This window comes from Variovorax sp. GW821-FHT10D07, assembly GCF_059415325.1.
The window spans coordinates 98,177-124,189 of record NZ_JBWKMZ010000021.1 but is presented as its reverse complement, the minus strand read 5'-3'; the positions used below and the strand labels follow the sequence as shown (position 1 = coordinate 124,189).

General features: G+C 70.3%; 24 protein-coding genes. 12 read left to right on the top strand and 12 right to left on the bottom strand.

Going from position 1 to position 26,013, the window contains the following annotated elements; all coding sequences use genetic code 11:
• Positions 1-119: 119 nt before the first annotated feature.
• The 6 genes from ureE to AC07PU_RS38415 all read right to left on the bottom strand — a co-directional run bounded on the left by ureE (position 120) and on the right by AC07PU_RS38415 (position 4,472).
• Entirely contained in the window at positions 120-701 is a 582-nt protein-coding gene (gene ureE, locus AC07PU_RS38440; RefSeq protein ID WP_093341069.1) for an urease accessory protein UreE, read from the bottom strand.
• A gap of 101 nt (positions 702-802) precedes the next feature.
• Positions 803-2,521, bottom strand: a complete 1,719-nt coding sequence (gene ureC, locus AC07PU_RS38435; RefSeq protein ID WP_495323151.1) for an urease subunit alpha — start codon at positions 2,519-2,521, stop codon at positions 803-805.
• Positions 2,509-3,192: a LysE family transporter gene (locus AC07PU_RS38430; protein WP_296785435.1), complete on the bottom strand. Its 684-nt coding sequence runs from the start codon at positions 3,190-3,192 to the stop codon at positions 2,509-2,511. The genes ureC and AC07PU_RS38430 overlap by 13 nt, the downstream gene beginning before the upstream one ends.
• Positions 3,193-3,204: 12 nt before the next feature.
• The gene (locus AC07PU_RS38425) at positions 3,205-3,510 is read right to left on the bottom strand and encodes an urease subunit beta (RefSeq protein WP_057591400.1); all 306 of its coding nucleotides are present in this window, start codon (positions 3,508-3,510) and stop codon (positions 3,205-3,207) included.
• A 16-nt stretch (positions 3,511-3,526) separates the two neighbouring features.
• On the bottom strand, positions 3,527-4,132 hold the full coding sequence (locus AC07PU_RS38420) for a HupE/UreJ family protein (protein WP_093341064.1): 606 nt from the start codon (positions 4,130-4,132) through the stop codon (positions 3,527-3,529).
• A gap of 37 nt (positions 4,133-4,169) precedes the next feature.
• Entirely contained in the window at positions 4,170-4,472 is a 303-nt protein-coding gene (locus tag AC07PU_RS38415; RefSeq protein ID WP_057591402.1) for an urease subunit gamma, read from the bottom strand.
• 126 nt (positions 4,473-4,598) lie between these two features.
• On the opposite strand from AC07PU_RS38415, the gene AC07PU_RS38410 reads away from it, so the two are divergent.
• From AC07PU_RS38410 to AC07PU_RS38400, 3 genes are all read left to right on the top strand, one after another.
• Positions 4,599-8,207 (top strand): ATP-binding protein, encoded by a 3,609-nt coding sequence (locus AC07PU_RS38410; RefSeq protein ID WP_495323149.1) that lies wholly within the window; start codon positions 4,599-4,601, stop codon positions 8,205-8,207.
• 7 nt (positions 8,208-8,214) lie between these two features.
• The gene (locus AC07PU_RS38405; RefSeq protein WP_431510293.1) at positions 8,215-9,240 is read left to right on the top strand and encodes a response regulator; all 1,026 of its coding nucleotides are present in this window, start codon (positions 8,215-8,217) and stop codon (positions 9,238-9,240) included.
• A 76-nt stretch (positions 9,241-9,316) separates the two neighbouring features.
• Positions 9,317-10,018 carry a PA4824 family protein gene (locus tag AC07PU_RS38400; RefSeq protein ID WP_495323148.1) on the top strand — a complete coding sequence of 234 codons (702 nt, stop codon included), beginning with the start codon at positions 9,317-9,319 and terminating at the stop codon, positions 10,016-10,018.
• On the opposite strand, the gene AC07PU_RS38395 is transcribed toward AC07PU_RS38400, so the two are convergent.
• Positions 10,005-10,637, bottom strand: a complete 633-nt coding sequence (locus tag AC07PU_RS38395) for a CGNR zinc finger domain-containing protein (RefSeq protein ID WP_495323147.1) — start codon at positions 10,635-10,637, stop codon at positions 10,005-10,007. The two genes, AC07PU_RS38400 and AC07PU_RS38395, sit on opposite strands and share 14 nt — an antisense overlap.
• 143 nt (positions 10,638-10,780) lie before the next feature.
• Here AC07PU_RS38395 and AC07PU_RS38390 point away from each other — a divergent pair, with 143 nt between their 5' ends.
• Positions 10,781-11,647, top strand: coding sequence for an alpha/beta fold hydrolase (locus tag AC07PU_RS38390; protein ID WP_495323146.1), 867 nt, complete (start codon positions 10,781-10,783; stop codon positions 11,645-11,647).
• Positions 11,648-11,651: 4 nt separating this feature from the next.
• Here AC07PU_RS38390 and AC07PU_RS38385 read toward each other — a convergent pair whose 3' ends face one another.
• The gene (locus tag AC07PU_RS38385) at positions 11,652-12,572 is read right to left on the bottom strand and encodes a LysR substrate-binding domain-containing protein (protein ID WP_093341057.1); all 921 of its coding nucleotides are present in this window, start codon (positions 12,570-12,572) and stop codon (positions 11,652-11,654) included.
• 107 nt (positions 12,573-12,679) lie between these two features.
• Between AC07PU_RS38385 and AC07PU_RS38380 the strand changes: the two genes are divergently transcribed.
• The gene (locus AC07PU_RS38380; protein WP_495323145.1) at positions 12,680-13,888 is read left to right on the top strand and encodes a pyridoxal-phosphate dependent enzyme; all 1,209 of its coding nucleotides are present in this window, start codon (positions 12,680-12,682) and stop codon (positions 13,886-13,888) included.
• Between the two features lie 43 nt (positions 13,889-13,931).
• On the top strand, positions 13,932-14,909 hold the full coding sequence (locus tag AC07PU_RS38375; RefSeq protein ID WP_495323144.1) for a Bug family tripartite tricarboxylate transporter substrate binding protein: 978 nt from the start codon (positions 13,932-13,934) through the stop codon (positions 14,907-14,909).
• Positions 14,910-14,922: 13 nt separating this feature from the next.
• Here AC07PU_RS38375 and AC07PU_RS38370 read toward each other — a convergent pair whose 3' ends face one another.
• Entirely contained in the window at positions 14,923-15,549 is a 627-nt protein-coding gene (locus tag AC07PU_RS38370) for a helix-turn-helix transcriptional regulator (protein WP_093341052.1), read from the bottom strand.
• A gap of 165 nt (positions 15,550-15,714) precedes the next feature.
• Here AC07PU_RS38370 and AC07PU_RS38365 point away from each other — a divergent pair, with 165 nt between their 5' ends.
• Together AC07PU_RS38365 and AC07PU_RS38360 are read left to right on the top strand one after the other, a co-directional pair.
• Positions 15,715-16,623, top strand: coding sequence for an amino acid ABC transporter substrate-binding protein (locus AC07PU_RS38365; protein ID WP_495323143.1), 909 nt, complete (start codon positions 15,715-15,717; stop codon positions 16,621-16,623).
• Between the two features lie 32 nt (positions 16,624-16,655).
• On the top strand, positions 16,656-17,798 hold the full coding sequence (locus AC07PU_RS38360) for a threonine synthase (RefSeq protein WP_495323142.1): 1,143 nt from the start codon (positions 16,656-16,658) through the stop codon (positions 17,796-17,798).
• A gap of 36 nt (positions 17,799-17,834) precedes the next feature.
• On the opposite strand, the gene AC07PU_RS38355 is transcribed toward AC07PU_RS38360, so the two are convergent.
• The 3 genes from AC07PU_RS38355 to AC07PU_RS38345 form a co-directional block, all read right to left on the bottom strand.
• The gene (locus tag AC07PU_RS38355; protein WP_495323141.1) at positions 17,835-18,977 is read right to left on the bottom strand and encodes a DSD1 family PLP-dependent enzyme; all 1,143 of its coding nucleotides are present in this window, start codon (positions 18,975-18,977) and stop codon (positions 17,835-17,837) included.
• A gap of 22 nt (positions 18,978-18,999) precedes the next feature.
• Positions 19,000-19,989, bottom strand: coding sequence for an ornithine cyclodeaminase family protein (locus tag AC07PU_RS38350; RefSeq protein WP_495323140.1), 990 nt, complete (start codon positions 19,987-19,989; stop codon positions 19,000-19,002).
• 66 nt (positions 19,990-20,055) lie between these two features.
• The gene (locus AC07PU_RS38345) at positions 20,056-20,364 is read right to left on the bottom strand and encodes a hypothetical protein (protein ID WP_093341044.1); all 309 of its coding nucleotides are present in this window, start codon (positions 20,362-20,364) and stop codon (positions 20,056-20,058) included.
• A gap of 221 nt (positions 20,365-20,585) precedes the next feature.
• Between AC07PU_RS38345 and secA the strand changes: the two genes are divergently transcribed.
• The 4 genes from secA to AC07PU_RS38325 are packed head-to-tail and all read left to right on the top strand — an operon-like array spanning position 20,586 to position 25,965.
• Entirely contained in the window at positions 20,586-23,372 is a 2,787-nt protein-coding gene (gene secA / locus AC07PU_RS38340) for a preprotein translocase subunit SecA (RefSeq protein ID WP_093341043.1), read from the top strand.
• A gap of 25 nt (positions 23,373-23,397) precedes the next feature.
• Positions 23,398-24,627, top strand: coding sequence for a bifunctional glutamate N-acetyltransferase/amino-acid acetyltransferase ArgJ (argJ, locus tag AC07PU_RS38335; protein ID WP_093341041.1), 1,230 nt, complete (start codon positions 23,398-23,400; stop codon positions 24,625-24,627).
• Positions 24,628-24,634: 7 nt separating this feature from the next.
• Complete coding sequence (locus AC07PU_RS38330; RefSeq protein WP_093341040.1) at positions 24,635-25,510, top strand: ATP-binding protein; 876 nt, start codon at positions 24,635-24,637, stop codon at positions 25,508-25,510.
• The gene (locus AC07PU_RS38325) at positions 25,507-25,965 is read left to right on the top strand and encodes an NUDIX domain-containing protein (RefSeq protein ID WP_495323138.1); all 459 of its coding nucleotides are present in this window, start codon (positions 25,507-25,509) and stop codon (positions 25,963-25,965) included. Before AC07PU_RS38330 ends, AC07PU_RS38325 begins: the two co-directional genes overlap by 4 nt.
• Positions 25,966-26,013 lie beyond the last annotated feature (48 nt).

Below are 26,013 nucleotides of genomic sequence, written 5' to 3'. Positions count from 1 at the left end.
CCGCAGCGAAATAAAGGAGGAGCCGAAGGCGGGGGACATTCGCGGAGGGGAGTACCCCGTCGGCGTGCGCCCGCCCCCACCGAAACAAACGGCCTCGAACAGAGATCCCAACCCCCATCTCAGTGAGAGTGGTCGTGACCATCGAGCAGTTCCGGCGCCAACACCAGCGGCTTCGGCCCCGAAGAATGCGCATGACCATGCGAGTGATCATGGTCATGGCTATGCCCACCCCCATGCGAATGCTCGTGCGACCCATAGGCCCCGCCCTCGGGTTCGAAGGCCTCCTCGACCGCCACCACGATCAGGTGCATCGACCGCAGCATGTCGGCCAGCACATGGTCGGGTTCGATCTTCAGGTGATCGGGCTTGAGCTCGATCGGCACATGACGGTTGCCCAGGTGGTAGGCCGCGCGCGTCAGGTCGAAGGGCGTGCCGTGGGCCGTGCAGTGCGTGATGCGCAGCACCGGCTGCGGGGCAGCGATCACACGCACCAGCGAACCGTCTTCCGCCACCAGCACGTCGCCGCCGCGCACGGCCGTGCCGCGCGGCAGGAACACGCCGATCTGCCGGCCCTGCGAATCGGTGGCGTCGAAACGGCTTTTCTGGCGCACGTCCCAGTCGAGTTCGATGGTGGCGGCGCGCTTGAGCAGCACGGGCGCGAGGCCGCGGCCCTGGGGCATGAGTTTGTTGGCGGTGAGCATGGTGCGGTGGGACGCGTGGCGCGTCTGAAGACAGGAACGATGCTTTCAAGGATACGCAGCCTGTCAAGCCGGCGTGCCGCGCCGGATTTTCGGGCCTTGTCTCAGAACAGGAAGTAGCGCTGCGCCATCGGCAGCAGCTTCGCCGGCTCGCAGGTCAGCAACTGCCCGTCCGCGCGCACCGCATAGGTCTGCGCATCGATCTCCATTTTCGGCGCGTAGCCGTTGTGGATCAGGTCCTTCTTGCGCACGTTGCGGATGTTCTTCACCGCCGCCAGGTTCTTCGCCAGCCCGTAGCGCTCCTTGATGCCCGCGGCCAGGCCGGCCTGCGAAACGAAGGTCAGCGAGCCCTTCGCGAGCGAGCCGCCATAGGCGCCGAACATCGGGCGGTAGTGCACCGGCTGCGGCGTCGGGATCGAAGCGTTGGGGTCGCCCATCGCGGCCATCGCGATGCTGCCGCCCTTGATGATGGTGAAGGGCTTCACGCCGAAGAAGGCCGGCTTCCACACCACGATGTCGGCCCACTTGCCGACCTCGATCGAACCCACTTCGTGCGCGATGCCGTGCGCGATCGCGGGATTGATCGTGTACTTGGCCACGTAGCGCTTGGCGCGGAAGTTGTCGTTGCGCGCGCTGTCCTCGGGCAGCGTGCCGCGCTGCAGCTTCATCTTGTGCGCGGTCTGCCAGCAGCGCAGCACCACCTCGCCCACGCGGCCCATGGCCTGGCTGTCGGAGCTGAACATGCTGATCGCGCCGAGGTCGTGCAGCACGTCCTCGGCCGCGATGGTTTCCTTGCGGATGCGCGACTCGGCGAAGGCCAGGTCTTCGGCGATGCCGGCGTCGAGGTGGTGGCACACCATGAGCATGTCGACGTGTTCGTCGAGCGTGTTCACGGTGTAGGGCATGGTGGGGTTGGTCGACGAGGGCAGGAAGTTCGCCTCGCCCACCACGCGCAGGATGTCGGGCGCATGGCCGCCGCCCGCGCCCTCGGTGTGGAAGGCGCAGATCGCGCGCCCGCCCACGGCCGCGATCGTGTTCTCGACGAAGCCCGACTCGTTGAGCGTGTCGCTGTGAATCGCCACCTGCGTGTCGGTGGCATCGGCCACGTCGAGGCAGTTGCTGATGGCCGAGGGCGTCGTGCCCCAGTCCTCGTGCAGCTTGAGGCCGATCACGCCGGCCTCGATCTGCTCGTGCAGCGCGCCGGGCAGGCTGGCGTTGCCCTTGCCGAGGAAGCCGAGGTTCATCGGGAACGCGTCGGCCGCCTGCAGCATGCGCTCGATGTGCCAGGGCCCGGGCGTGGAGGTGGTCGCGAAGGTGCCGGTGGCGGGGCCGGTGCCGCCGCCCAGCATGGTGGTCACGCCCGAGGCCAGCGCCTCCTCGATCTGCTGCGGGCAGATGAAGTGGATGTGGCTGTCGATGCCGCCGGCGGTGACGATGTTGCCCTCGCAGCTGATGATCTCGGTGCCCGGGCCGATCACGATATCGACACCCGGTTGCACGTCGGGATTGCCGGCCTTGCCGATGGCGGCGATGCGGCCGTCCTTCAGGCCGATGTCGGCCTTGACGATGCCCCAGTGGTCGAGGATCAGCGCGTTGGTGAGCACCGTGTCGACGGCACCCTGCGCGCGCGTGCGCTGCGACTGCGCCATGCCGTCGCGGATCGTCTTGCCGCCGCCGAACTTGACCTCCTCGCCGTAGCCGGCGGCGCGCAGCGTGTAGTCGGCCTCGACCTCGATCAGCAGCTCGGTGTCGGCCAGCCGCACGCGGTCGCCCACCGTGGGGCCGAAGATTTCTGCGTAGGCGCGCCTGCCTATGGTTGCCATGTCGTTCCTTGTCTTGCGGGGGAGGCCGCGGGCCGGTTCTCGGCGGGGCCGGTGAAATTCAGCAGGTCGCGCATCGAGGCGACCGCCAGCGCCATGAACGCGAGGGCGCACAGGCGGTGCGTCACGCCGGCCCAGCGCGATGCCGAGCGTCCGAAGAGCCTGGCGACGAGGCCCGCGCAGACGAAGCACCAGAGCACGGAGGCCGCCATGAAGCCGGTGAAGAAGACGGCGTAGTGGGCGGTGGTCGGCCGGTCCATGCCGAGGCCGGCCATGGCGCTGCCGAGCGCGGCCCAGTAGGCCAGGTTCTGGGGATTGGTGGCGGAGAGGATCACGCCCGAGCGCAGCGCCCGCTTCGGGGGCATGGCCTGCGCGCGCTCGATGCCGGCATCGCGCTTCGCTGCGCGCCAGCTGTCGGCCGCGAGCCAGGCGAGATAGAGCACGCCGGCGATCCCCAGCGGCCAGCGCAGGGCATCGATCTGCATCAGCGCGCCCGCGCCGGCCAGGCCCAGCACGGCCCACAGCGCGTCGCCGACCAGCGAGCCCACCTGGACGGCGAAGGCCGGACGGAAACCGCCCTGCAGTCCCTGGCGCACGGTTTCCGCGAACACGGCCCCCGGCGCGGCGTTGAACACCAGGCCCAGCAGAAAGGCGGAGAGCGCGAGTGACAGCATGCCGGCGCCCGCTCAGAGCTTGCCCTGAACCAGTCCGCGGAAGCCGTAGACGATGCGGTCGCCCGAGAAATCGACCAGCTCGACCGTGCGCTGCTGCCCCGGCTCGAAGCGCACCGCGGCGCCCGAGGCGATGTTCAGGCGCATGCCGCGCGCGGCCTCGCGGTCGAAGCCGAGGGCGCCGTTGGTTTCGGCGAAGTGGTAGTGCGAGCCGACCTGGATCGGCCGGTCGGCCGTGTTCTGCACCACCAGCGTGAGGGTGCGGCGGCCCGGGTTGAGCGGGTGGTCGCCGTCGTCGGTGAGGATTTCGCCGGGGATCATGGGCCAGTGCCTCGCCTCAGATCGCCTGCGCCAGCAGCGTGGCGCCGAGGCCGACCACCGCGGCGCCCGCGATGCGCGGCAGCCAGGCGTTGGCGTGGCGCAGCGCCCAGCCCAGCGCGATGCCGGCGGCATGCAGCAGCACGGTCGCGCCGACCATGCCGGCGAGCGTGAGGGCGGCGTCGTGCTCGCCCGCGAGCTCGTGGCCGTGCGCCACGCCGTGGAAGACCGCGAACAGGCCGACCACCGCCATCGCCACGCCGGCCGGCAGGTGCACGCGCGTGACCACCAGCAGGCCCAGCACCAGCAGCGAGGCCGCGATCATCGGTTCGACCGCCGGCAGCTGCAGCCCGGCCAGGCCGACCAGCGCGCCCGCCAGCAGCATGCCGGCGAAGGCCAGCGGTGCCCACAGCAGGTCGGGCCAGGCGCGGCGCGCCGACAGCGCGCTCCAGACGCCCACCGCGACCATCGCCGCGAGGTGGTCGGCGCCGGTCAGCGGATGCATGAAGCCGGCCACGAGGCCGTGGTGCAGGCCGCCGTCGACGCCGGTGTGGGCGCTGGCCGCCAGGGGCAGCAGGGCGGCGGCGAGCAGGGCGAGGGTCCTGGAGGAGATCGATGGGCGCATGAGGGCTTGTCCTTGGTTGTTCTGGGTGTGCGGTCGTTCAGACGATGGGCTGGTGCACCGTCACGAGCTTGGTGCCGTCGGGGAAGGTGGCTTCGACCTGGATGTCGGGAATCATCTCGGCGATGCCGTCCATCACGTCGGCGCGGGTCAGCACGCTGCGGCCCTCGCTCATGAGCTCGGCCACGCTCTTGCCGTCGCGCGCGCCTTCCATGACGGCGGCCGAGATCAGGGCGATGGCTTCGGGGTAGTTGAGCTTGAGGCCGCGGGCCTTGCGGCGTTCGGCGAGCAGTGCCGCGGTGAAGATCAGCAGCTTGTCTTTTTCGCGCGGAGTCAGTTCCATGGAGACGGCATCGGGTGGCGGGAGGAGGCGGCCATTATGGGCAGAGCAGGGCTGTTGCAACAGTCGTGCCCTGTTCGCCGAATGCCGTATGGCACCGGGTCCGCGGGGCGCCGGGTGGCACGAAAGATGCACCGAAACGGTGTGAATCCTGGCCCGCCCTCCGCCGTCCCCCCCACCGAGTCCGACGACGCGCCGCAGCGCATCGTCAAGGTGCGGCGCGACTACAACAGCTGGGTCGCGAGCGAAACCCTCGAGGACTACGCGCTGCGCTACACGCCGCAGCGCTTTCGCAAATGGTCCGAATGGCGGGTCGCCAACACGGCCTTCGGCGCGGCCTCGTTCCTGATCCTCGAGGCGGTGGGCGCCACGCTGCTGGTGCAGTACGGCTTCGCCAACGCCTTCTGGGCCATCCTGGCCACGGGGCTGATCATCTTCCTCGCGGGCCTGCCGATCAGCGTGTACGCGGCGCGCTACGGCGTCGACATGGACCTGCTCACGCGCGGTGCCGGCTTCGGCTACATCGGCTCCACGCTGACCTCGCTGATCTACGCGAGCTTCACCTTCATCTTCTTCGCGCTCGAGGCGGCCGTGATGGCCTACGCGCTCGAGCTGGCGCTGGGCATCCCGCCGGTCTGGGGCTACCTGGTCTGCGCGCTGGTGGTGATCCCGCTGGTCACGCACGGGGTGTCGGCGATCAGCCGGCTGCAGCTGTGGACGCAGCCGCTGTGGCTGCTGATGCTGGTCGTGCCCTTCGCCTATGTGCTGGTGCGCGATCCTGGTGCGTTCGCAGGCATCACGCACTACAACGGCGCCAAGGGTGGTGCGCAAGGATTCAACTTGCACCTGTTCGGTGCCGCTCTCACGGTCGGCATCGCGCTCATCACGCAGATGGGCGAGCAGGCCGACTACCTGCGCTTCATGCCCGCGCGCACCGCGGCCACCCGCGGCCGCTGGTGGGCCGGGGTGCTGGCGGGCGGGCCGGGCTGGGTGGTGCTGGGCGTGGTCAAGATGCTGGGCGGCGCCGCGCTGGCCTACCTCGCGATCACGCACATGGTGCCGGTGGAGCGCGCGGTCGATCCGAACCAGATGTACCTCGCGGCCTACGAGTACGTGTTCCCCGACTACGGCTGGGCGGTGGCGGCCACCGCGCTGTTCGTGGTGATCTCGCAACTCAAGATCAACGTCACCAACGCCTACGCGGGCTCGCTGGCCTGGAGCAACTTCTTCTCGCGCGTGGCCCACAGCCACCCGGGGCGCGTGGTGTGGGTGGTGTTCAACGCGCTGATCGCCTTCATGCTGATGGAGATGAACGTGTTCGAGGCGCTGGGCGACGTGCTCGGGCTGTTCGCCAACATCGCCATCGCCTGGATGATGGCCGTGGTGGCCGACCTGGTCATCAACAAGCCGCTGGGCCTGTCGCCGCCGGGCATCGAGTTCAAGCGTGCCCACCTGTGGGATATCAACCCGGTGGGCGTGGGCGCGATGGCGCTGGCCTCGCTGCTGTCGATCACCGCGCACCTGGGCGTGTTCGGGCCGCTGGCGCAGGCCTTCTCGGCGCTGATCGCGCTGGGCACGGCGCTCGTCGCCTCGCCGCTGCTGGCCTGGGCCACGGGCGGGCGCTACTACCTGGCGCGCGGCTCGGTCGAGGGCGCCGCGGTGGCCGCCGGCCGGCCGGTGCAGTGGGCCCGGGTGGAATCCGAAGGCGCCTACCGCCGCCTCGCGGTGCAGCGCTGCGTGATCTGCGAGCGCGAGTACGAAGGCCCCGACATGGCCCACTGCCCGGCCTACCAGGGCGCGATCTGCTCGCTGTGCTGCACGCTCGACGCGCGCTGCGGCGACCTCTGCAAGCCGCATGCGAGCCTGTCGGCGCAGTGGTCGGCGGTGCTGCGCTGGCTGCTGCCGCGGCGCAGCTGGCGCTACCTCGACACCGGCCTGGGCCACTTCCTGCTGCTGATGCTGATCATCGTGCCGCTGCTGGCGGTGGTGTTCGGCGTGCTCTACCAGCAGGAGCTGCGCGCGCTCGGCGAGCGCGCACTCGAGCTGGCCGCGCGGAGCGAGGTGGCGCAGGCGCTCGCGGCCGCGCAGCAGGCCTCGCTGCGCTCGGGCTTCCTCAAGGCCTACATGGCGCTGCTGGTGATCGCGGGCATCGTGGCCTGGTGGCTGGTGCTGGCGCACCAGAGCCGCAAGGTGGCGCAGGAGGAATCGAACCGCCAGACCCACCTGTTGGTGCGCGAGATCGAGCTGCACCGCGAGACCGACCGCGCGCTGCAGTCGGCCACGCGCACCGCCGAGGAGGCGCGCGAGGTGGCCGAGCAGGCCAAGCTCGCGGCCGAGCAGGCACGGCGCGCCGCCGACCAGGCCAACCAGGCCAAGAGCCGCTACATCAGCGCCATCAGCCACGAGCTGCGCACGCCGCTCAACAGCATCCTCGGCTATGCGCAGCTGATGGGCGAGGACCATTCCGTGCCGCCGCACCGCCAGCAGGCGGTGGCGGTCATCAAGCGCGGCGGCGAGCACCTGCTGTCGCTGATCGAGGGCACCCTGGCGATCGCCCACATCGAGGCCGGCAAGCTCACGCTGCATGCGCGGCCGATGCGCTTCGCCGACACCCTGCGCGAGCTCGCCGACATGTTCGAGCTGCAGGCGGCCGAGAAGGGCCTGGCCTTCCACTTCGAGGCCGCGGGCACGCTGCCCGAGGTGGTGCGCGCCGACGAGAAGCGGGTCTGCCAGATCCTCATCAACCTGCTGGGCAACGCGATCAAGTTCACGGCCGCGGGCCAGGTCACGCTGCGGCTGGCCTATGCGCGCGAGTTCGCCGCGGTGGAGATCGAGGACACCGGCCCGGGCATGACGGCGGCCGAGATCGAGCGCATCTTCGAGCCCTTCGCGCGCGGCGATTCGGCCGGCGCCGCGGCCGCGCCGGGCGCGGGGCTGGGCCTCACCATCGCCAAGATGCTGACCGACCTGATGGGCGGCGAGATGAAGGTCAGCAGCACGCCGGGCGTGGGCTCGCTGTTCTGCGTGCGGCTGTTCCTGCCGCGCGTGCACGAGGCGGTGGCCGGCGCCGGCCGGCCGCAGCCGGTGCAGCGCGCGCGGCGCGGCTATAAGGGCGCGCGCCGCCGGCTGCTGGTGGTCGACAACGAGGAGGCCGACCGCGAGCTGCTGGGCCATGTGCTGGCGCCGCTGGGCTTCGAGCTGCGCAGCGCGGCCAGCGGCCACGATGCGCTCGACCTGATCGCCGCCGGTTACCGGCCCGACGCCATGTTCGTCGACCTCGCGATGCCCGGCATCGACGGCTGGGAGACCATCCGCCGCGCGCGCCGGCTCGGGCTGGCCGACGCGGCGGTGGCGATCGTCTCGGCCAACGCCTTCGACAAGGGGCTCGACAACGACGTGGAGATCGCGCCCGAGGACTTCTTCGTGAAGCCGGTGCGCCACACCGAGCTGCTCGACTGGCTCGAGCGCCGGCTCGGCCTGCGCTGGACCGAAGCGGCCGTGGCGAGCGCGCCGGCGCCGGTGCAGCTGGTGCTGCGCCCGCCCTCGCGCGAGCGGCTGCGCGCGCTCGACGAGGCCGTGAGCCTCGGCTACTTCCGCGGCATCATGAACCAGCTCGACGCGATCGACGGCGAGCAGCCCGAGTGCGCCGCCTGGACCGAGGCGCAGCGCGTGCTGGCGCGGCAGTTCCAGTTCGAGGCCATGGGCCGCGCGCTGGCCGATGCGGCCCATGCGGGATGACAAACAGATGAACACACCGGTCCCCCCTGTAGAACCCGTGCCGCTCGCGCAGTCGCTGCGCGACAAGAGCGCCAACAGCGACCTGGTGCTGATCGTGGACGACGTGCCCGACAACCTCGCGGTGCTGCACGACGCGCTCGACGAATCGGGCTACACGGTGCTGATCGCCACCAACGGCGAACAGGCCTTGCAGCGCGCCGCGCAGGCGCGGCCCGACATCGTGCTGCTCGACGCGATGATGCCGGGCATCGACGGCTTCGAGGTCGCGCGCCGGCTCAAGGCCGACGGGATGACGGCGCACATCCCGATCGTCTTCATGACCGGCCTGACCGAGACCGAGCACCTGGTGGCCGCGCTCGAGGCCGGCGGCGTGGACTACGTGACCAAGCCGATCAAGCCCAAGGAGGTGCTGGCGCGCATGAACGTGCACCTGCAGGGCGCCCGGCGCGCGCGCCAGGTGGCGCGCCAGGCCGGCCAGGCGCGCAATGCGCTCGACGCCTTCGGCTATGCCAGCATCACGGTGCGGCTGCCCGAGGGCCGGCTGATCTGGCAGACGGCGCTGGCGCGCGACCTGCTGCAGCGCTATTGCGAGACGCGCGCGCCCGAGACCCCGGCCGCCGTGCTCGACTGGCTGCGCAGCCATGCGCCGGCGGCCCGCCAGCGCGGCGTGGAGCCGCCGGCGCTGTCGATCGCGCAGGGCGCCAGCAGCCTCACGCTGCGGCTGCACCAGCAGACCGGGCACGACGACGACGGCGACGAGTGGATGATCATCATGCGCGAGGTGTCCGACACCGCCGTGATCGAGGCCATGAGCCTGAGCCTCAAGCTCACGGCGCGCGAGGCCGAGGTGCTCTACTGGGTAGTCAAGGGCAAGACCAATAAGGACATCGGCGAGATCCTCGGCAGCAGCCCGGCCACGGCCAAGAAGCACCTCGAGCGGGTCTACGTGAAGCTTGGCGTGGAGACGCGCACGGCCGCGGCGGGCGTGGCGATCAAGCGCATCCGCGAGCTGCAGCCGCAGTTCGAGATCTAGCGTTCGAGCCGCGGCGTCACGCCGCCGACTTTCCGCCTGCCTAGAATCGCGCGCCGGTTCCACCGGAACGCTCGCGATGAAGAACAACGAACACGCCACGAGAGGGACGCGCATCGGATGGCTGCTGGCCGCCTGCGGCCTGTGGGCCGGCGCGAGCGCGCACGCGGCCGGCCATTTCGACATCGACGATGCCGCCACGCTCGATCCGGGCCAGTGCCAGTACGAGACCTGGTGGGGCCGCACCGGCACCGAGCCGGTCATCGGCTTCCACCTGGGCCCGGCCTGCCGCATCGGCCCCGTGGAGCTGGGCTTCAACCTCGACCGGCTGTCGACGCTGGGCGTGCGCACGGTCACGGGCGGGCCGCAGATCAAGTGGAATTTCTTCGGCCCGGCGCCCGATGCCACCTGGAGCGCCGCGGTCTCGGCCGGCACGGTGTCGGACTTGCGCACCGGCGGCCGCACGGGCGGGCAGTTCGTGCTGCCGATCACCTGGCGCCCCACGCAGAGCCTGCAGATCCATGCCAACCTCGGCGCCGACTGGGCGCCCGGCACAGGCCAGCGCACGGCGCGCGGCGGGCTGGCCTGCGAGTGGGCGCTCAACGACACGCTGTCGCTGATCGCCGAACGCAGTCGCGTCTCGCGGCTGTGGACCTCGCGCGTGGGCGCGCGCCTGAACCTGACGCCGCTGATCAGCCTCGACCTCAGCGCCTCACGCACCGGGCCGCAGGGCGTGCGCGGGGTCGTGATCGGCCTGAACCACGAGTTCAGCTGGAACTGAGGCCGCGCCGCGCCCGGTGCGCGGCCGCCTTCGCGCGGTTGCCGCATGAGGCCATGCTGCACCAGCGGCGCGAGTGGGTCTTGGTGCGGTCCAGGAACATCAGCGTGCAGGCGTGGCCTTCGCAGGCGCGCACCCATTCGAAACGCTCGTCGCACAGCAGCCCGGCCATGGCGCGCGCGATCGGCTGCAGCAGCTGATCGGGCGTCGAGAAGGGCTCGACGCGGCGCAGCCGCAGGCCGCCGCCCTCGGGGTCGGCCGCCACTTCCACATGGCTCTGGTCCTGCGCGAGCAGGCGGTTCAGGGCCTCGAGCTCGGCCGCCGCCTCCACGTCGAGCGGCCGGCCCGCGTGGCGTTCGGCGAAGTGCCGGAAGCCGTCGCGCAGCTCGCGCGCGCGCCGCGCCACCGCATCGAGCGCGGCCGCGCCGCCCTGGGCGGCCTGCAGCCGCTCGGCATCGGCCGGCGCGATCTGCTTCGCCGCCAGCAGCCATTGCAGCAGCGCCGCGCCGTCGGCCAGCCATTCGACGCGCACGCCGTCGGGCGTGGCGGTGCTGTTGACGAAATCGAGCGCGAGATGGTCGCCGACGAAGGGCGCGGGCATGGGGGCGGCGGTGGTGGTCATGGCAAAGCTCCTGGCGCGATGATAACCGTCAAAAAATAGATTGACAGGTTACTCAGCCATGAATAACCTTTAAAAACGTCGTTAGCAGGTTATTCAAGTCCGGGAGTCCCCGGACGCCGCCATCGGCTTGCAGGAGTCTTCCCATGGTTCGTTTCCACACCGTCGCCGTCGGCGCGCACAAGGTCTTCTATCGCGAGGCTGGCGATCCCTCGCGGCCCACCTTGCTGCTGCTGCACGGCTTCCCGAGCTCGTCGCACATGTTCCGCAACCTGATCCCGCTGCTGGCGGACCGCTTCCACATCGTCGCGCCCGACCTGCCGGGCTTCGGCTTCACCGAGTCGCCCGCGCGGCCGGCCTTCGCCTACAGCTTCGACAACCTCGCCAAGGTGATCGAGGGCTTCACCGACGCGCTCGGGCTGCGGCGCTATGCGATCTACGTGTTCGACTACGGCGCGCCCGTGGGCTTCCGGCTCGCGCTGTCGCGGCCCGAGCGGGTGAGCGCGATCGTGTCGCAGAACGGCAATGCCTACGAACAGGGCCTGAGCGAGGGCTGGGGCGTGCTGCGCACCTATTGGCGCGAGCCGAATGCCGCCAACCGCGAGGCCGTGCGCGCGGCCCAACTGACGCACGAGGCCACGCGCTGGCAGTACGTGCACGGCACGCCCGATCCGCAGCAGGTGGCGCCCGAGGCCTGGGAGCTCGACTGGGCGCTGATGCAGCGGCCCGACAACATCGAGATCCAGCTCGACCTGTTCCTCGACTACGCGAACAACGTGGCGCTGTATCCGAAGTTCCACGACTACTTCCGCAACCACCGCCCGCCCTTCCTCGCGGTCTGGGGCCGCAACGATCCCTTCTTCCTGCCGCCGGGCGCCGAGGCCTTCAAGACCGACAACCCGAACGCGCAGGTGCGTTTCCTCGACACCGGCCACTTCGCGCTCGAAACGCATGCGGCGGAGATCGGCGCGGCGATCGGCGATTTCCTCGGCCGGCTGCCGACTGAGGGCTGAAGGCTCAGCGCAGGTAGCGTTGCATGCGCTTCTCGTCATCGGCCAGCTGCTGGCGCATCACCGAGAGGAAGTCGCGCGCGGTCGACGACAGCACCTTGCCGGCCGGCAGCGCGAGGATGCAGGCGAAGGAGATGTCGACCGACAGCTTGCGCGCCACCAGTCCGCGCTCGGCATAGTCGAGCGCGGTGATCGGATTGACCAGACCCACGCCGAGCCCGCGCAGCGCCATCTCGCAGACGCTGGCGGCGTAGGGTGTCTGCACCACCATGCGCAGCGCCAGGCTCTTCTGCGCCAGCGCGGCCTCGAGCCGGCGGTGCGAGGGGTCCTCGGGGTTGAGCGCGAGGAAGGGCGCCTCCACCAGCTGCTCGGGCTCGATGCTCTTGAAGCGCGCGAGCGCATGGCCCTGCGGCATCACGACCACGCCCGGGAAATGCGCGAAGGTCGAATGCTCGAGGCCCTCGAGCGAGAGTTCGTCGGCCATCAGGCCGAAGTCGGAGATGCCCATCGAGACCCGGTCGCGCACGTCCTTGGAACTGAGCACCTGCAGCGACACCTGCGGCCAGGCGCTCGCGCCGCGGTGCGCCTTGAAGCGCTCGAGCGCGCGCGGCATGAAGCCCAGCCCGAAGGCCGGGTAGCAGCTGAGCTCGAGCTGGTTGGTGCCGAAGTCGCGCAGGCTGCGCACCCGGTGCTCGATCGCGTCCATGCCGATGAACACGCGCTCGACCTCCACCCACAGCGCGCGCGCCTCGGGCGTGGGCACCAGCCGCCCGCCGGTGCGCTGGAACAGCTGCATGCCGGCCTGCGTCTCGAGCCGCTTGAGCGACTGGCTGATCGCCGGCTGCGTCACATGCAGCAGCGCCGCGGCCTTGCGCGTGGAACTGCTGCGCATCAGCGCCCGGAAAGTCTCGATCTCCGCAAATCGCATCGATAAGTTCCGTTATCGGTTGAGTATTTTGGGCATTCTGATTTTATTTCCGAACGCATAAGATTCGGCCCGCCACCCCGACCGACTCCTTCACACCCTACAGTGCGATGACACTCCACGCGCTCGATACCTTGCCCGCCGACCTTTCTTCCGACGCCGCCGCGGACGAGGCCCTCGCGGCCGATGCCGTGCGGCCGCTGCGCAATCCGCAACTGCGCGGCCTCCAGTGCCTGCGCTGCGAGACGCTCTATCCGGTGTCCTCGCTCAACGAAGGCTGCCCGGCCTGCCGTCGCATGGGCGTGCACATCGGCCTGCGGGCCAGCTACCTGCCGGGCACCGACGCCGGCCTCCCGATGCCCTACCTGCCGGGCTTCACGCTCGGCGAAGGCAACACGCCGCTGCGCGAGCTGCCCGAACTGGCGCAGCGCCTGGGCGTGGCGCGGCTGGCGCTCAAGGACGAATCGGTCAACCCGACCGGCTCGCACAAGGACCGCATGACCGCGGTCGGCGTGGCGCAGGCGCTGGAAGCCGGCGCCCACACGCTGGTGCTGGCCTCCTCGGGCAATGCCGCGGTGTCGGCGGCCCACTATGCCTGGGCCGCGGGCCTGTCCTGCGAGGTCGCGGGCTACGAAGGCCTGCCGGCCGCCTACGCGCGCCAGCTCGACGCGCTCGGCGCGCGCCGCTACGCCTTCTCCGACAACGCGGGCCGCTGGGCCTTCGTGCGCGAACGCGCGCAGCATCCGGGCTACTTCGCGCTCACCAACTACCGGCTGCCCGCGCTGGGCAGCGCGCCGCTGGCGATCGAGGGCTACAAGCCGATAGCGGCCGAATGCCTGGCCGAGGGCGGCCTGCCCGACCACATCGTGGTGCCGACCGCGCGCGGCGACCTGGCCTGGGGCATCTACGCGGGCTTTCGCGACCTGCTGGCGGCCGGGCGCATCGCGCGGCTGCCGCGGCTGTGGCTGGTGGAGCCGTTCCCGCGGCTGTCGCGCGTGCTCGCGGGCGGTGCCGTCAACGGCAGCTACCCGGGCCACACGGCGCAGTTCTCGACCGCGGGCGCCACCGTCACCTACCTGCAATGGCAGGCCGCCACCGCCACCGCGGGCGGCGCGGTGGTGGTCAACGACGACGAGGCGCGCGTGGCGCGGCGGCTGCTGACGGCCGCCGGCGTGAGCGCCGAACTCTGCGCGGCCGCGGGCCTGGGCGCGTTGCGGCAGTTGCGCGACAACGGCCTGGTGGCGGCCGATGCGCACGTGGTGCTGATGCTCACCGCGAGCGCCGCCTGCGACCCGAGCTGGCCCGATCCGCCGGTCTGAGGCCGGTTCTTTCTTTCTTCGTCCCTCGTTCACGGAGCACGCGATGCGCCGACGTACCTTCCTTGCCGTTTCATCGGCAGGCGCCCTGCTGGGCGCCACCGGCAACGCCCGGGCGGGCGCCTTTCCCGACCGGCCCGTGAAGCTGGTCGTGCCCTGGGCCGCGGGCGGCAGCACCGATGCCATCGCGCGCGCCATGGCGCAGCGCATGAGCCAGACGCTGGGCCAGTCGGTGATCGTCGACAACCGGCCGGGCGCGGCCGGCCAGATCGGCACCGACGCCGCCGCCAAGGCGCCGCCCGACGGCTACACGCTGGTCATCGTCGAGCTGCCGCATGCCATCGCGCCGGCGGTGACGGCGAAGCTGCCCTACGACCTGCTGCGCGACTTCACGCCGGTGACCATGATCGGCACCTCGCCGCTGGTGCTGTTCGCGGGCATGGACGAGGGCAGCAAGGACTTCCGCAGCTTCATGAAGACGGCCGCCGCGAGCGCCGCGCCGCCCGCGATCGCGCACAGCGGCGCGGGCACCGTGAGCCATCTCGCGGGCGAGCTGCTGGCGCAGCGCTCGAAGATCCGTTTCAACATGGTCCCGTACCGCGGCTCGGCGCCCGCGCTCACCGACGTGGCCGCGGGCACGGTGGCCGGCCATTTCGCGACCCTGGCCAGCGGCTCGAGCCTGGTGGGCGCGCGCCGCATCCGGCCGCTGCTGGTGGCGAGCACGAAGCGCGTGGACATCCCGGGCCTGCAGGGCGTGCCCGCGCTGGCCGAGAGCGGCCTCGCGGGCATGGAGATCGACCAATGGTGGGCGCTGGTCGCGCCCGCCACCACGCCGCTCGAGGTGGTCGAGAAGCTGCGCGCCGAGGCCGTCTCGGCGCTGGCCCATGCCTCGGTGAAGGAGCGCATGTCGGCGCTCGGCGTGCAGCTGCGCGGCTCGACCCCCGCCGAGCTGCGTGCCTTCATGCGCGCCGAGGCCGAGCGCTGGCAGCGCGTGGCGCGCGAGATCGGGCTGCAGCCGCAGTAAGCCGCGCGGACTCCTAGCGGGCGTCGCTGTAGACGGTGGCGCGCGACACGCCCATGTGCGCGGCCGCGATCTCGGCGCCGCGGCGGATCTCGAGAAAGCCTTCCTTCTTGAGTTCCTGCACCAGCTGCTTGCGGTCGGCCGGCTTGAGCGAGCGCGGCGTGGTCGCGCGCGCGGCCGCGAAGGCGTCGATGCGCGCATGGATGCGCTCGGACTGGCCGCTGCCCGGCTCGAGGTGCTCGCGCACCTCGCTGTCGTCGATGCGCGTGAACTGCGACATCGCGCTCTGGAAGCTCTGGAACAGGGTCAGGTCCACGTTCAGGCACAGCGCGGCCACGTACTCGCCGTGCTCGTCCTTGATGCCGATCGAGGTGCTCTTGACCTTGCGGCCGTCGGGAAAGGCATTGGCGTAGTTCGCGATCACGGCCGGGAATTCGGGATCGCGGATGCGCGCGAGCCCGAGCTCGGTGACCGACTGGCCGACCTGCCGGCCGCTCAGGCCGTTCTCGATCGCATGGATCGCGTTCTCGGGGTTGCGCAGGTCGTGCACCACCACCTCGCAAAAGGGGGCGAAGGTCTGGCCCAGGCCCTCGGCGATGTGGTCGAGCATCTCGAGCAGGTGCTTGTCGGACTTCTTCTTCATGCGGGTGAATGTATCCAGGTCTGGACGAAGCATCCAAACCGCGCGCCAAAACTGTACAAAAAGTACATTAATGGATATATTGTCTGGAACCGCGGTGCCCTCCGGCGGCCGCCTTCGCGGGCGGCGCGCCGACTTCCCTCTTTCTTTCTCTGCTCGGAGAAACCCATGAAGAAGATCCGTCTGGCGTTCCCTGTCCTCGTCCTCTCGCTGCTGGCCGCCGGTGCCGGCCCGGCCTCGGCCGACACCCTGCGCAAGCTCGCCGACAGCGGCCGCATCGCGATGGGCGTGCGCGACTCGGGCGCGCCGCTGTCCTATGCGCTCGGCGCGGGCCGCTACACCGGCTACCACGTCGAGCTCTGCGAGCGCGTGATCGCCGGCCTGCGCGAGGCGCAGCGGCTGCCCGCGCTGGCCATCGACTACCAGCCCGTGACCTCGTCGAACCGCATTCCGCTGGTGCGCAACGGCACGGTCGACCTCGAGTGCGGCACCACCACCAACAACGCGGCGCGCCAGAAGGAGGTGGCGTTCGCGCTCACCACCTACGTCACCGAGGTGCGGCTCGCGGTGGCCGCGAAGTCGGGCATCGCCTCGATCGCGCAGTTGCAGGGCAGGACGGTGGTCGTGACCTCGGGCTCGAGCGCGGTGAAGACCGCGCGGCTGCACAAGAAGGCGGCCGGCGTCGAGTTCCAGGAGGTCTACGGCAAGGACACGGGCGACAGCTTCCTGCTGCTGCAGACCGGCCGCGCCGATGCCTGGATCGACGACGACAACATCCTCGCGGGCAACATCGCGAGCGCGCGTGCGCCGGGCGACTTCCGCATCGCGGGCGAGACCTTCGCGGTGGAGCCGATCGCGATCATGCTGCGGCGCGACGACCCGGCCTTCAAGGCCGCGGTCGATGCCCAGCTGCGCCGGCTGATGGCCGACGGCGAGCTCGCGAAGCTCTACGACAAGTGGTTCGTGCAGCCGATCCCGCCGCGCAACGCGGCGCTGAACCTGCCGATGAGCGCCGCGCTGCGCCAGGCGATCGCGACGCCGAACGACAACCCCTCCGAGGCCTACCAGGCCCGCTGAACCCATTCATCAAGCAACGAAGGAACAGATCCATGCCGAACACCCCGCACTACATCGACCCCCGCACCGGCCGCACCCACGGCCTACTCGAGCGCCGCTGGCGCTCCGACGACGGCCACCCGATGATGATCACGTCGCTGCCCGGCATCTCGCGCGACGACATCGACACGCGCGTGCGCTCGCTGTGGCGCTACCGCGCGGCGCTGCCGGTGGCGATCGAACGGCCCGCGAGCCTGGGCGAGGGCTGCACGCCGCTGGTGCAGAAGCGCTGGGGCGGGCTCGAGCCCTTCTTCAAGCTCGAGTGGTTCAACCCGACCTGCAGCTTCAAGGACCGCGGCGCGGCCGTGATGATGTCCTTCCTGCGCCAGATCGGCGTGGACGCGGTGCTCGAGGACAGCTCGGGCAACGGCGGCGCCGCGATCGCCGCCTCCGGTGCCGCCGCGGGCCTGCGCGTGAAGGTGCTCGCGCCCGCCTACACGCCCGCGCCCAAGGTGGCGCAGATCCGCGCCTTCGGCGCCGAGGTGCAGCTCGTGCCCGGCCCGCGCGAGGCTTCCGAAGAAGAGGCGGTGCGCCAGTCCAGCGAGATCTTCTACGCCAGCCACAACTGGCACCCGTTCTTCCTGCAGGGCACGAAGACGCTGGCCTACGAGCTCTGGGAGGACCTGGGCTTCGAGGCGCCCGACAACGTGATCATCCCGGCCGGCGCGGGCAGCAACGTGCTGGGCTGCCACATCGGCTTCAAGGAGCTGCTGGCGGCGGGGCAGATCCGCCGGCTGCCGCGCATCTTCGTCGCGCAGCCGCTCAACTGCTCGCCGATCGATGCGAGCTTCACGGCCGGCGCCGACACGCTGGTCGAGCGCGCGGTGGCGCCGACCATCGCCGAGGGCACGGCGATCAAGCGGCCGGTGCGACTGCGCGAGATCCTGCAGGCGCTGCGCGAGACGCGCGGCGGCACGGTGGCGCTGACCGAGGAACAGATCGCGGCGGCCGTGCGCCGGCTGGCGGCGACGGGGCTCTATGCCGAGCCGACCTCCTCGTCGGCCGCTGCCGCCATCGAGTTGCTGGAGCAGCGCGGCGAGATCCGCGCGGGCGAGAAGACGGTGGTGCTGCTGACGGGCACGGGGCTCAAGTCGACGCAGTTCATGACCGAGCTGTTCGCGGGGGCGGTCGGCTGATCGACCAGGCGCCCCGCGCGCAGCGGGGCGCTCGCTTTACCAGCCGTGCAGGCGCGGCCAGGCGCGCAGGCTGCCGTCCTGCGCGAGCGCGTGGTATTCGGGGAACTGGGCGCCGGTCGCGCAGGCATGGTTGGGCAGGATGCGCAGCCGTGTGCCGATCGGGAAGCGTTCGACGATGTCCGCGGCCGTGCCGTCCGCGAGCGACAGGATGCCGTGCTCCTGGTTCGCGCCGCTCAGCACATAGCCTTCGATCACGCGGCCCTCGAGGTCGCAGGCCTGGCCGTAGCCGAAGTCGTGCTTCTGCTTCGCGGTGCCGCGGTCGCGGCTCATCGCCATCCAGCCCGCGTCGAGGATGGCCCAGCCCTTCTCGGCCTGGTGGCCGATGACGGTGGCCAGCACGCTCAGCGCGATGTCCTCGGGCGCGCAGACGCCGATGTTGTGCATCACGAGGTCGAAGAACACGTAGACGCCGGCCCGTACCTCGGTCACGCCGTCGAGCCGCGCGGCCGACAGCGCGGTGGGCGTGGAGCCCACGCTCACCACCGCGCAGGGCAGGCCGGCCGCGCGCAGCCGCTCGGCGGCCCGCACGCAGCCCGCGCGTTCCTGCTCGGCCATGGCCGCGAGCGCCTCGGGCGTGTCGAGCTCGTAGCTCGAGCCCGCATGCGTGAGCACGCCCGCCAGCCGCATGCCGCCGTCGTGCAGCACGCGCCCCACCTCGAGCAGCGCGGCCTCGCCGGGCTTGATGCCCGAGCGGTGGCCGTCGGTGTCGATCTCGATCAGCACCTCGAAGGCCTCGCCCTGCGCGCGGCCGAAATCGGCGATGGCGCGGGCCGAGGCCAGGCTGTCCGTGATGATCTTCAGCCGGCAGCCCGCGCGGCGCAGCGCGAGCGCCTGCGGCAGCTTGGCCGCGGCCATGCCCACCGCGTAGAGGATGTCGTCGATGCCGTCGGCATGGAACTGCGCCGCCTCCTTGAGCGTGGAGACCGTGATGCCCTGCGCGCCCGCCGCGAGCTGCGCCTGCGCGACCGGCGTGCACTTGCTGGTCTTCACGTGCGGACGGAAGCGCACGCCCAGCGCGTCCATGCGCTCTTGCATGCGCGCGATGTTGCGCTGCATGCGCGGCAGGTCGATCAGGGCGGTGGGGGTGTCGAGCTCGGCGAGGGAGGGGATGGTGGTCATGGCGGGGAGGGAAGAGGGGGAGTTACCAGGGCCAGGCGATGCGCGTGCCGGTGCCGGTCGCGGCCGCGCGCCGCTGCAGCATGCGCGCCACGGTCAGGTCCTGCAGCGCGAGGCCGGTCATGTCGAACACGGTGATGTCGTCGGCGGCGCGCTCGAAGGCCGCGCGGCCCGAGAGCAGGTCGCCGAGCTCGATGCTGGCGGTGTCGGGTGCCCACTGGGTCTCGCCGATCTGCTGCGCTTGTGCGCGGTCGTCGACGACCAGGCGCACGCGCGGCAGCAGGCCGTCGGGCAGTTCGCGCTTGCCGCGCGTGTCGGCGCCCACGCAGTTCAGATGGGTGCCGGGTTGCACGGCCTCGAGGTCGAACAGTGGGCCGGCGCCGGGCGTGGCGGTGATCACGAGGTCGCTGTGGGCCACGGCCTCGTGACGGTCGGCCGCCGGCGCTATCGCGCAGCGCGCGGCGAAGGCGGCCTCGAAGCCGGCGTCGCGCCCGCCGCGGGCGCTCACGTAGCGCACCTCGGCCAGCGCGGGCAGGGTGCGCAGCGCGAACTCGAGCTGCACCCGCGCCTGCACGCCGGTGCCGAAGACGCAGGCCCGCGTGCTGTTGGGCCGCGCGAGCGTGCGCAGGCCCAGCGCGCCGGCCGCGCCGGTGCGCAGCGTGGTGACCGCGTTGCCGTCGATCAGGCACTGCGGCCGGCCGGTCAATGGGTCGATCAGCAGGATCGTGGCCTGGTGGGGCTCGCCGCCGCGCGCGCGGTTGGCCGGCCAGAAGCCAGCGGCCTTGAAGCCCAGCAGCCCCTGCGCGGGCACGTCGCCCGACTTGATGCCGAACACGCCGCCGGTGGCCAGCGGCTCGCGCACCACCGGAAACACCCGGCCTTCGCGCGCGCTGTGCAGCACGAAGGCCTCGCGCACGGCCTCGAGCACGTCCTCGGGAGCGAGCAGGGCGTCGACCTGGTGCTGGTCGAGCAGCAGCAGCGAGGCGTCGGCGGGCGACGATGGGGCTTCATTCATCTGGAAATATTATCCAATTCCAGACGAAAAGTAAAATGCAAGGAAGGCGGCCGGCCGCCGCGGGCTTCAGCGCCCGGTCTGCACCTTGATGCGGATGCTGCGCACCTCCCAGCCGCGGTTGCGCAGCCGGGTCACCAGCATCGGCGCCAGCTGGCGCAGCTTGGCGGCCGCGGCGCTGCCCTTGACCAGCAGGCACCATTCGTCGCCCTCGGCCGGGCCGGCCTGGATGGCGGGGCGCATCAGCGGCGGGATCAGTTCCTCGACCGCGCGCAGCCGGTCGCCGGCGTCGCGCGCGCGGGCGATCAGGCTCGCCAGCGTGGGCGAATCCTCGGCCGCCTGCTGCAGCGTGAACGGGGGCGTGGAACGGCGATTCATTCGTAATTCTGAGGGTGAAACAAGACAGCTAAAATGCCCGGTTTGCCGGCGGTCCCGCCGGGAAAATCGTTCAAATCCGATAACCCGACTACCGATAACCGGCACGGGCTTCCGACTTTCGAAGGCTTGCTTTTGAAAGAGGTGCGCCCAACTGCTCTCACCATATCTTAGGGAATCCGGTCGCAGTGCCTGTCGTGTCAGGTGCCCGCCCACCTCCACCCATGGCCACCAACTTCCTGACCCAGATCTTCGGCAGTCGCAACGACCGGCTACTCAAGCAGTACCGCAAGACGGTCGCGCGCATCAACGCGCTCGAACCCGAATTCGAAAAGCTAGGCGACGACGCGCTGCGCGCCAAGACCCAGGAATTCAAGGACCGCATCGCCAAGGGCGAGAGCCTCGACGACCTGCTGCCCGAAGCTTTCGCCACCGTGCGCGAGGGCTCCAAGCGCGTGATGAAGATGCGCCACTTCGACGTCCAGCTGCTCGGCGGCATGGCGCTGCACAACGGCAAGATCTCCGAAATGCGCACCGGCGAAGGCAAGACGCTGACCGCCACGCTGCCGGTGTACCTGAACGCGCTGTCCGGCAAGGGCGTGCACGTGGTGACGGTCAACGACTACCTGGCCAACCGCGACGCGACCTGGATGGGCCGGCTCTACAACTTCCTCGGCCTGTCGGTGGGCATCAACCTGCCGCAGATGCCGCGCGAGGAGAAGCAGGCCGCCTACGGCAGCGACATCACCTACGGCACCAACAACGAGTACGGCTTCGACTACCTGCGCGACAACATGGTCTACGAGCCCGGCGACCGGGTTCAGCGCAAGCTGAACTACGCGATCGTCGACGAGGTGGACTCGATCCTGATCGACGAGGCCCGCACGCCGCTGATCATCAGCGGCCAGGCCGAGGACCACACCGACCTGTACCTCGCCATCAACAAGGTGGTGCCGCTGCTCAAGAAGCAGGAAGGCGAAGCCGATCCGCGCACCGGCGAGGGCGTCACGGTGCCCGGCGACTTCACGGTCGACGAGAAGACGCACCAGGTGTTCCTGACCGAGGACGGCCACGAGAACGCCGAGCGCATCCTCGGCGAATTCAAGCTGCTGCCCGAGGGCGCCTCGCTCTACGACCCGGCCAACATCACGCTGATGCACCACCTGAACGCGGCGCTGCGCGCCCGTCACCTCTACCACCGCGACCAGCACTACGTGGTGCAGCAGGGCGAGGTGGTGATCGTCGACGAGTTCACCGGCCGCCTGATGACCGGGCGCCGCTGGAGCGACGGCCTGCACCAGGCCGTGGAAGCCAAGGAAGGCGTGGAGATCCAGGCCGAGAACCAGACCCTGGCCTCGATCACCTTCCAGAACTACTTCCGCCTGTACGGCAAGCTCGCCGGCATGACCGGCACGGCCGACACCGAGGCCTACGAATTCCAGGAGATCTACGGCCTGGAAACCATGATCATCCCGCCGAACCGCGTGAGCAAGCGCGACGACCAGCTCGATCGCGTCTACAAGACCACGCGCGAGAAGTACGAGGCGGCGATCCAGGACATCCGCGAGTGCTACGAGCGCGGCCAGCCGGTGCTGGTGGGCACCTCCTCGATCGAGAACTCCGAGATCATCGACGGCCTGCTCACGCAGGCGGGCCTGCCGCACCAGGTGCTCAACGCCAAGCAGCATGCGCGCGAGGCCGACATCGTGGCGCAGGCCGGCCGCACCAAGATGATCACGATCGCGACCAACATGGCCGGCCGCGGTACCGACATCGTGCTGGGCGGCAACATCGAGAAGATGATCGAGGCGGTCGAGGCCGACGAAGGCCGCGACGAGGCCGCGAAGAAGGCCGACATCGAGCACATCCGCGCCGAGTGGAACAACGACCACGAGTTCGTGAAGTCGCTCGGCGGCCTGCGCATCATCGCCACCGAGCGCCACGAGTCGCGCCGCATCGACAACCAGCTGCGCGGGCGTTCGGGCCGCCAGGGCGACCCGGGCTCCTCGCGCTTCTACCTGAGCCTGGACGATCCGCTGATGCGCATCTTCGCGGGCGACCGCGTGAAGGCGATCATGGACCGCCTGAAGATGCCCGACGGCGAAGCCATCGAGGCCGGCATCGTCACGCGCAGCATCGAGAGCGCGCAGCGCAAGGTCGAGGCGCGCAACTTCGACATCCGCAAGCAGCTGCTCGAATACGACGACGTGTCGAACGACCAGCGCAAGGTGATCTACCAGCAGCGCAACGACATCCTCGACGCCGGCGACCTCGGCGCCCAGATCGCGGCGCTGCGCGAAGGCTGCTTCATCGACCTGGTGCGCCAGTACGTGCCGGCCGAGTCGGTGGAAGAGCAGTGGAACATCCCGGCGCTCGAGCAGGCCCTGTTCAACGAGTGGGGCATCGACATGCCGCTCGCGAAGATCGTCGAGGGCTCCGAAGCCATCTCCGACGAGGACATCGTCGAGAAGGTGGTGCAGGCCGCCAACGAGACCTTCGACGCCAAGGTCGCGCTGATCGGCCCCGAGAACTTCACGCAGTTCGAGCGCATGGTGCTGCTGCAGAGCATCGACACCCACTGGCGCGAACACCTGGCCTCGCTCGACTACCTGCGCCAGGGCATCCACCTGCGCGGCTACGCGCAGAAGCAGCCCAAGCAGGAATACAAGCGCGAGGCCTTCGAGCTGTTCGGCCAGCTGCTCGACTCGGTCAAGAACGAGGTCACGCGCCAGCTCATGACGGTGCGCGTGCAGTCGAGCGAGCAGCTCGACCAGGCGGCCGAGGCGATGGAGAACCGCGGCGAGAACGTCTCGAACATCACCTATTCGGCACCCACCGAGACCGGCGAGGTCGAGGTGCGCGTCGACGAGGAAAGCCAGCGCCGCATCGCGGCCGCGGGGCTGGGCACGCTGAGCGCCGAGGCGGCCGCCTTCGCGCGCGTCGGCCGCAACGACCCGTGCCCCTGCGGCAGTGGCAAGAAATATAAACATTGCCACGGCAAACTCAGCTGACCCGCAACTCCGAAGAGATACCGCCATGCCCGTGAACCTGTCCGCTCCCGATCCCGCCGCCTTGTTCGCGGTCCCCGGCATCCGCATCGGCGTGGCCGAAGCGGGCGTGCGCAAGGCCAACCGCAAGGACCTGACGGTCGTGCTGATCGACGAAGGCGCCGCGGTCGGCGGCGTGTTCACGCAGAACCGCTTCTGCGCTGCGCCGGTGCAGGTCTGCCGCGACCACCTCGCGGCCGGCCACGGCATCCGCGCGATGCTGATCAACACCGGCAATGCCAACGCCGGCACCGGCGAGGACGGCCTGGCGCGCACCCGCGCCACCTGCATCGCGCTGGCGCGCCAGCTCGACCTGGCGCCCGAGCAGATCCTGCCTTTCTCGACCGGCGTGATCATGGAGCCGCTGCCGATCGACCGCATCGAGGCCGGCTTGCCCGCCGCGCTGGCCGATGCCGCCGACAACCACTGGGCCCGTGCCGCCGAAGGCATCATGACCACCGACACCGTGCCCAAGGCCTTCAGCCGCCAGGTGCAGATCGGCGGCGCCACGGTCAGCGTCACCGGCATCAGCAAGGGCGCCGGCATGATCCGCCCGAACATGGCGACCATGCTGGGCTTCATGGCCACCGACGCGAAGATCGACCCGGCGCTGATCCAGCCGCTGGCCAAGCAGCTGGCCGACGCTTCGTTCAACCGCGTGACCATCGACGGCGACACCTCGACCAACGACTCCTTCGTGGTCATCGCCACGCAGAAGGCCGCGCACGCGACCATCACCTCGCTCGATTCGGCCGAGGGCCAGGCGCTCGTGGCCGCGATGCAGGACGTGGCGCGCCTGCTGGCGCAGGCCATCGTGCGCGACGGTGAAGGCGCGACCAAGTTCATCGCGGTGCAGATCGACGGCGGCCGCGACGCCGCCGAATGCCGCCAGGTGGCCTATGCGATCGCGCATTCGCCGCTGGTCAAGACCGCCTTCTACGCCAGCGACCCGAACCTCGGCCGCATCCTCGCGGCCGTGGGCTACGCGGGCATCGCCGACCTCGACCAGACCGGCATCGACCTGTTCCTCGACGACGTGCACGTGGCGGTCAAGGGCGGCCGCAACCCGGCCTACCGCGAGGAGGACGGCCAGCGCGTGATGAAGCAAAGCGAGATCACGGTGCGCGTGAACCTCGGCCGCGGCAATGCCAGCGAAACCGTCTGGACCTGCGACTTCAGCCACGACTACGTGTCGATCAACGCCGACTACAGATCCTGATTTTTCGATGAACGAGCAGTTCCAGAGACTGATCGAGCGCGCCGAGCAGCTCATCAACCGCATCGAATCGATCCTGCCCCAGCCGCTGGCCGAGCCGGCCGACTGGAATGCCTCGATCGCCTGGCGCTACCGCCGCCGCAGCTCGGGCCATGGCGTGCTCGAGCCGGTGAAGCACGTGGCCGCGATGGCGCTCGATTCGCTCAAGGAAATCGACGTCCAGAAGGAAAAGATCGAGCGCAACACGCGCCAGTTCGTCGAGGGCAAGCCGGCCAACAACGTGCTGCTGACGGGCGCGCGCGGCACCGGCAAGTCCTCGCTGATCCGCGCCTGCCTGCAGGCCTACGCGCCGCAGGGCCTGCGCCTGATCGAGGTCGACAAGGCCGAGCTCACCGACCTGCCCGACATCGTCGAGGTGGTGTCGCAGCGGCCCGAGAAATTCATCGTCTTCAGCGACGACCTGAGCTTCGACGAGGGCGAGCCGGGCTACAAGGCGCTCAAGTCGATCCTCGACGGCTCGATCGCCGCGGCCACGCCCAATGTGCTGATCTACGCGACCAGCAACCGGCGCCACCTGCTGCCCGAGTACATGAAGGACAACCTCAGCTACACCCATACCGAAGATGGCGAGGTCCATCCGGGCGAGGTGATCGAGGAGAAGATCTCGCTGTCGGAGCGCTTCGGCCTCTGGGTCAGCTTCTATCCGTTCAGCCAGAACGAATACCTCGCGATCGTGGCCCAGTGGCTGTCGTCGTTCGGCGTCGATGCCGCCGCGATCGAGGCCGCGCGGCCCGAGGCGCTGGTCTGGGCGCTCGAGCGCGGCTCGCGCAGCGGTCGCGTGGCCTACCAGTTCGCGCGCGATTACGCGGGGCGGGCTACTGCATGAGCGCGGCGCCGGGCCAGCCACGCAAGCACACCGAGGTCGCGGTCGGCGTGCTGATCCGCACGGCCGACGATGCGCTGCTGCTGTCGACCCGTCCGCCCGGCAAGCCCTATGCGGGCTATTGGGAGTTTCCGGGCGGCAAGATCGAGGCCGGCGAGACGGTCGAGGAGGCGCTGCGGCGCGAGCTGCAGGAAGAACTCGGCATCACCATCGACGGCGCCACGGTCTGGAAAGTGACCGAGCACGACTACCCGCATGCGCTGGTGCGCCTGCACTGGTGCAAGGTCACGGCCTGGCACGGCGACTTCGAGATGCGCGAAGGCCAGCAGATGGCCTGGCAGCACCTGCCGCTGGACGTGGCGCCCGTGCTGCCGGGCGCGCTGCCGGTGCTGGAATGGCTGGTGCAGGAGCGCGGCCTGCCCGCGTCGGCGGCCCAGGCCGTATCGACCCTGGCCTGAGCGCCGCGGCGTGGCGATGCCTGCGCCGCTGACTGGGTCCCGGCGCCG

Excerpts from the sequence above, each read along its gene's own strand:
- ureE (WP_093341069.1), bottom strand. The coding sequence starts at position 701 with ATGCTCACCGCCAACAAACTCATGCCCCAGGGCCGCGGCCTCGCGCCC.
- ureC (WP_495323151.1), bottom strand. The coding sequence starts at position 2,521 with ATGGCAACCATAGGCAGGCGCGCCTACGCAGAAATCTTCGGCCCCACG.
- AC07PU_RS38430 (WP_296785435.1), bottom strand. The coding sequence starts at position 3,192 with ATGCTGTCACTCGCGCTCTCCGCCTTTCTGCTGGGCCTGGTGTTCAAC.
- AC07PU_RS38425 (WP_057591400.1), bottom strand. The coding sequence starts at position 3,510 with ATGATCCCCGGCGAAATCCTCACCGACGACGGCGACCACCCGCTCAAC.
- AC07PU_RS38420 (WP_093341064.1), bottom strand. The coding sequence starts at position 4,132 with ATGCGCCCATCGATCTCCTCCAGGACCCTCGCCCTGCTCGCCGCCGCC.
- AC07PU_RS38415 (WP_057591402.1), bottom strand. The coding sequence starts at position 4,472 with ATGGAACTGACTCCGCGCGAAAAAGACAAGCTGCTGATCTTCACCGCG.
- AC07PU_RS38410 (WP_495323149.1), top strand. The coding sequence starts at position 4,599 with ATGCACCGAAACGGTGTGAATCCTGGCCCGCCCTCCGCCGTCCCCCCC.
- AC07PU_RS38405 (WP_431510293.1), top strand. The coding sequence starts at position 8,215 with ATGAACACACCGGTCCCCCCTGTAGAACCCGTGCCGCTCGCGCAGTCG.
- AC07PU_RS38400 (WP_495323148.1), top strand. The coding sequence starts at position 9,317 with ATGAAGAACAACGAACACGCCACGAGAGGGACGCGCATCGGATGGCTG.
- AC07PU_RS38395 (WP_495323147.1), bottom strand. The coding sequence starts at position 10,637 with ATGACCACCACCGCCGCCCCCATGCCCGCGCCCTTCGTCGGCGACCAT.
- AC07PU_RS38390 (WP_495323146.1), top strand. The coding sequence starts at position 10,781 with ATGGTTCGTTTCCACACCGTCGCCGTCGGCGCGCACAAGGTCTTCTAT.
- AC07PU_RS38385 (WP_093341057.1), bottom strand. The coding sequence starts at position 12,572 with ATGCGATTTGCGGAGATCGAGACTTTCCGGGCGCTGATGCGCAGCAGT.
- AC07PU_RS38380 (WP_495323145.1), top strand. The coding sequence starts at position 12,680 with ATGACACTCCACGCGCTCGATACCTTGCCCGCCGACCTTTCTTCCGAC.
- AC07PU_RS38375 (WP_495323144.1), top strand. The coding sequence starts at position 13,932 with ATGCGCCGACGTACCTTCCTTGCCGTTTCATCGGCAGGCGCCCTGCTG.
- AC07PU_RS38370 (WP_093341052.1), bottom strand. The coding sequence starts at position 15,549 with ATGAAGAAGAAGTCCGACAAGCACCTGCTCGAGATGCTCGACCACATC.
- AC07PU_RS38365 (WP_495323143.1), top strand. The coding sequence starts at position 15,715 with ATGAAGAAGATCCGTCTGGCGTTCCCTGTCCTCGTCCTCTCGCTGCTG.
- AC07PU_RS38360 (WP_495323142.1), top strand. The coding sequence starts at position 16,656 with ATGCCGAACACCCCGCACTACATCGACCCCCGCACCGGCCGCACCCAC.
- AC07PU_RS38355 (WP_495323141.1), bottom strand. The coding sequence starts at position 18,977 with ATGACCACCATCCCCTCCCTCGCCGAGCTCGACACCCCCACCGCCCTG.
- AC07PU_RS38350 (WP_495323140.1), bottom strand. The coding sequence starts at position 19,989 with ATGAATGAAGCCCCATCGTCGCCCGCCGACGCCTCGCTGCTGCTGCTC.
- AC07PU_RS38345 (WP_093341044.1), bottom strand. The coding sequence starts at position 20,364 with ATGAATCGCCGTTCCACGCCCCCGTTCACGCTGCAGCAGGCGGCCGAG.
- secA (WP_093341043.1), top strand. The coding sequence starts at position 20,586 with ATGGCCACCAACTTCCTGACCCAGATCTTCGGCAGTCGCAACGACCGG.
- argJ (WP_093341041.1), top strand. The coding sequence starts at position 23,398 with ATGCCCGTGAACCTGTCCGCTCCCGATCCCGCCGCCTTGTTCGCGGTC.
- AC07PU_RS38330 (WP_093341040.1), top strand. The coding sequence starts at position 24,635 with ATGAACGAGCAGTTCCAGAGACTGATCGAGCGCGCCGAGCAGCTCATC.
- AC07PU_RS38325 (WP_495323138.1), top strand. The coding sequence starts at position 25,507 with ATGAGCGCGGCGCCGGGCCAGCCACGCAAGCACACCGAGGTCGCGGTC.